This is a genomic window from Pedobacter sp. 05L430 (assembly GCF_056397585.1).
The window spans coordinates 1-4150 of record NZ_JBFTNT010000345.1 but is presented as its reverse complement, the minus strand read 5'-3'; the positions used below and the strand labels follow the sequence as shown (position 1 = coordinate 4150).

The window sequence follows — 4150 nt, the reverse complement described above, 5'->3', positions numbered from 1 at the left end:
CTATTACGTTTAACAGCACAAGTTGTTCACCGTTCAATTTTATAAACGGAGCACAAATCAGCAATAAAAGGAAAAAATAGCTAACCACAGAACGGTATTTGTACAGTTTTCCTTTTATTATCTTCGGATAGATCCATTTTCGTTTCAGGCCATCATCAGTAAGCGTGGATACCTGATCTCTAAAATGTGCTGGTGTTTGTGACATCTTATTGTTGTTTTACACCCTGTGGTGCCTTGGCTCCGGCAGGGTTGCTCCCTTTGAGAGACATAATGTAGCTGGCCAGGTCGGCAATTTGTTTAGGCTTAAGTGTTTTTTCCCATGCAATCATACCTTTATCAGGTACTCCATATTTAATGGTTTTAAAGATATTCTTAACACCACCGCCATGAATCCAGAACTCATCGGTTAAGTTTGGTCCAACCAAGCCTTCTGCATGCTCACCATGGCATGGGGCACAGGCAGTTTTAAAAAGTCCGGCTCCTGCGGTAAGCACCCCGGCATCTTTGGATTGCTCTACATTGTTCTCATTTATTTTATTCCCGGCGCTTCCTGGTTTTTGAAGAAAAGCAATTTTAGCGTCTTCAGCCTGTCTTAACTCTATTGCATATTCCTCTTCCTGTAAGTTTCCCAAACCAAATACGTGGTAGCTTAGTAAATAAATAATGGCGAAAATGATTGTTCCATAGAATAGAACCATAAACCATGCAGGAGTAGGGTTGTCCAGCTCTGCAATTCCATCAAATTGATGTTCCATTACGATATCTTTCTCCTCAGCGATTGGCCTTAAGCCCATTAATTTTACCCAGATTGATGGTTTCTTAGGTCGCGCGATTTCGGTCTTTTCAGCAGCAATACGTCTTAACCTTTTCTCTTCAGGTGTTGCGAACTGAGTAGGGTTCAGGCTTTCATGCACATATACTTTAATTACCTTTAGAAGCAGCACTGATACTGCAAGGAGCAATACTGCGGTAATCAGTAAGGCCCAGATAAACATATCTGTCATTGTACATCATCTTTTAAGGGTAATTCACTCATATACTTAATCTTATCCTTTTTCATTATCAAAAGCAATGCAGCTACCATAATGAAGAATAATAGGAATATGCCAAGTGATGTTATTAAATACACCTGGCTACCATCTACCTGATTTAAAAATTGTTTAAACATCTTTAAGAATTTTAGTTCTACTTAGCTTTAATGTCTGTACCTAATCTTTGCAGATAGGCTATAATTGCAATAATTTCTTTGTCGCTTTGAACACGTACGTTGCTTTTGCGAAGGTCCGCAGCAATCTCTTTTGCCTGGTTGTTAAGATGACTATTCGCCTTATGTTCAAAACCAGGTTCATATGGAACACCAAGAGTCCGCATAGCATTAATCTTGGCAATGGTTGTAGTGGTATCCAGTTTTTGGTTAATCAACCACTCATACGGAGGCATAATACTTCCTGGTGACATGGTTTKAGGATCCAATAGGTGATTAAAGTGCCATGCATTGGAATATTTATCACCTTCCCTTGCCAAATCAGGGCCGATACGTTTTGAACCCCAAAGAAATGGGTGGTCATATACGAACTCACCGGCTTTACTATACTCACCATACCTTTCTGTTTCGGATCTGAAAGGCCTTATCATTTGGGAGTGGCAGCTCACACATCCTTCTCGTATATAAAGGTCCCTTCCCTRCAATTCAAGCGGTGAATACGGTTTTACACTACTAATAGTAGGGATGTTTGATTTTATGGTAAATGTCGGCATCATCTCAATCATCCCCCCAATTAAGATCACTATTAAAGACAATACCATAAATACCATTGGTTTTCGCTCGAGAATTCTATGAATTTTTTTGTCTGAACCTACCGCCTCATAAGTTTTTGAGAGCGGCTGTGCTTCTGCAGGTTCGTTGGCAAGTAGTTTTCCTGCTCTGGCGGTTTTAATGATGTTATAGGTCATTACTATGACACCAATCAAATACATGGCGCCACCTATGGCTCTTAACACATACATTGGAATGATCTGCAATAAGGTTTCAAGAAAATTGGGATATTTAAGCATCCCGTCTTCAGTAAACTGTTTCCACATTAAGCCTTGGGTAAAACCTGCAAAGTAAAGCGGCACTGCATAGAAAATAATTCCCAGTGTTCCTATCCAAAAGTGAAATGCAGCAAGCTTTTTTGAGTACAGGGGTGTTCTGTAAATTCTGGGTATTAACCAATACAGGATACCGAAAGTTAAAAAACCATTCCAGCCCAATGCACCTACGTGTACGTGGGCAACAATCCAGTCCGTGTAGTGGGCAATAGCATTAATTTGTTTTAGTGCAAGCATTGGGCCTTCAAAAGTGGCCATACCATATGCTGTTAAGCCGACAACCATAAATTTCAATGTGGCATCTTCTCTCACTTTGTCCCATGCTCCACGAAGGGTTAACAAGCCATTGATCATGCCTCCCCAACTGGGCGCGATGAGCATAATAGAAAACACTACACCTAATGATTGTGCCCATGATGGGAGTGATGTATATAGAAGATGGTGAGGACCTGCCCAGATGTAGATGAATATCAGCGACCAAAAGTGCAGGATACTTAACTTATAAGAATATACCGGTCGGTTAGCCATTTTTGGAAGAAAGTAGTACATCATTCCCAAATAGGGGGTAGTTAGAAAGAAGGCTACGGCATTGTGACCGTACCACCATTGAACTAAAGCATCCTGAACACCTGCATACAAATAATAACTTTTAAACAATGATATGGGTAATTGAAATGAATTGACAATATGTAAGACAGCTACCGTAACAAAGGTTGCGATGTAAAACCATATCGCAACATACATGTGCTGTTCTCTTCTTTTGATAATTGTACCAAACATATTTATCCCGAAGACCACCCAAATCACGGTTATGGCAATGTCAATTGGCCATTCCAGTTCAGCATATTCATGAGATGAGGTAAAGCCCAGCGGAAGCGTAATTACCGCTGAAACAATAATAAGCTGCCAGCCCCAAAAATGAATTTTACTTAACATGTCGCTAAACATTCTTGCTTTCAGCAACCGCTGTAGGGAATAGTAAACCCCCATAAAGATGGCATTGCCTACAAATGCAAAAATTACAGCATTGGTATGCAAAGGCCTGATGCGCCCAAAAGTTGTATACTGCGAACCCATGTTTAGCTCGGGCTTAAAAAGCTGCATAGCAGCCAGAAGCCCGACTGTCATGCCAATGATTCCCCAAACAATGGTGGCTACGGCAAAGTTCCTAACGATCTTGTTATCGTAATAGAATTTTTCAGTCATATTGAAATTATAGTTAACGGTTGTAAAATTACTGCTGCCAGGTACGGCTATATGTGATGTAAGTTTTAGCTAGGCATGATCTTCGTCACTTATTTGTATTTCCCTTTCGGCTACCTCGTCATCAAAAAGAATTCTTACAGCCGGGGTAAACGTATCATCATTCTGACCAGATTTAATCATCCAGAAAAAAGCCAAAAGAAACATCAGGGCTAGTAAAATACTACAGCCAATGAGTAAATAAATCATGTTCATAGTAATTTGTTTTTATGTGCAAATAGTCTTACTGCAAGCGAGGTAAACAGGATTATTGTAATGGTACTTAGTGGCATTAGTATCGCCGCCATCAATGGTGATAAAAGTCCTTGTACGGCAAAATATAATCCGGCTGTATTGTACATCAGAGAAATGACAAAGGACATTCCGATTACTTTTACCGCGTCTTTTGCCTGCTGGATAAATTGAGGAATTTTATGAAATGATAATCCATCCAGTATGGCGTCGCATCCAGGAGAAAAATTGTTTATGTTATCTGTAATGGCAACGCCCAAGTCACTTTGTTTAAGGGCACCTGAATCATTTAGTCCGTCGCCGAACATTAAAACTTTCTTTCCTTCTTTTTGAAGTTGTTGGATATAGTCAAGTTTGTCTTGAGGAGATTGTTCAAAATGTAGTTTGCTGCTGTCCTGGAAGAAGGGGATGAGCTGTTTTTTTTCGTGGTTATGATCTCCCGATAGCAGATGTAAATCGGCCTGAGTATTTAGCTTAAACATCAATTCTTTAAAGCCATTTCTCCATTGCTGCCTGATAGTGAAAAAACCCACATATACATTGTTAATCATTACATGGACGGCAC

At 40.0% G+C, this 4150-nt stretch carries 5 protein-coding genes and 1 pseudogene; all 6 read right to left on the bottom strand.

The genetic code is table 11. The annotated features are described in order from the left end of the window. Nucleotides 1-205: pseudogene (locus AC1DG9_RS24330) on the bottom strand (cytochrome c oxidase accessory protein CcoG); the annotation flags it as partial. A gap of 1 nt (nt 206) precedes the next feature. Further along, on the bottom strand, nt 207-1004 hold the full coding sequence (locus tag AC1DG9_RS24325; RefSeq protein WP_288883690.1) for a cbb3-type cytochrome c oxidase N-terminal domain-containing protein: 798 nt from the start codon (nt 1002-1004) through the stop codon (nt 207-209). Continuing rightward, a complete protein-coding gene (locus AC1DG9_RS24320) occupies nt 1001-1168 on the bottom strand; it encodes a hypothetical protein (RefSeq protein ID WP_172662627.1) in 168 nt (55 codons plus the stop codon). The genes AC1DG9_RS24325 and AC1DG9_RS24320 overlap by 4 nt, the downstream gene beginning before the upstream one ends. Nucleotides 1169-1185: 17 nt before the next feature. Further along, on the bottom strand, nt 1186-3297 hold the full coding sequence (gene ccoN, locus AC1DG9_RS24315; protein ID WP_477635399.1) for a cytochrome-c oxidase, cbb3-type subunit I: 2112 nt from the start codon (nt 3295-3297) through the stop codon (nt 1186-1188). A 69-nt stretch (nt 3298-3366) separates the two neighbouring features. Beyond that, the gene (ccoS, locus tag AC1DG9_RS24310) at nt 3367-3549 is read right to left on the bottom strand and encodes a cbb3-type cytochrome oxidase assembly protein CcoS (protein ID WP_172662629.1); all 183 of its coding nucleotides are present in this window, start codon (nt 3547-3549) and stop codon (nt 3367-3369) included. Then, the coding region (locus AC1DG9_RS24305) for an HAD-IC family P-type ATPase (RefSeq protein WP_477635398.1) at nt 3546-4150 on the bottom strand (605 nt) is incomplete at its 5' end. The genes ccoS and AC1DG9_RS24305, both read right to left, overlap by 4 nt.

Excerpts from the sequence above, each read along its gene's own strand:
- AC1DG9_RS24325 (WP_288883690.1), bottom strand. The coding sequence starts at position 1,004 with ATGACAGATATGTTTATCTGGGCCTTACTGATTACCGCAGTATTGCTC.
- AC1DG9_RS24320 (WP_172662627.1), bottom strand. The coding sequence starts at position 1,168 with ATGTTTAAACAATTTTTAAATCAGGTAGATGGTAGCCAGGTGTATTTA.
- ccoS (WP_172662629.1), bottom strand. The coding sequence starts at position 3,549 with ATGAACATGATTTATTTACTCATTGGCTGTAGTATTTTACTAGCCCTG.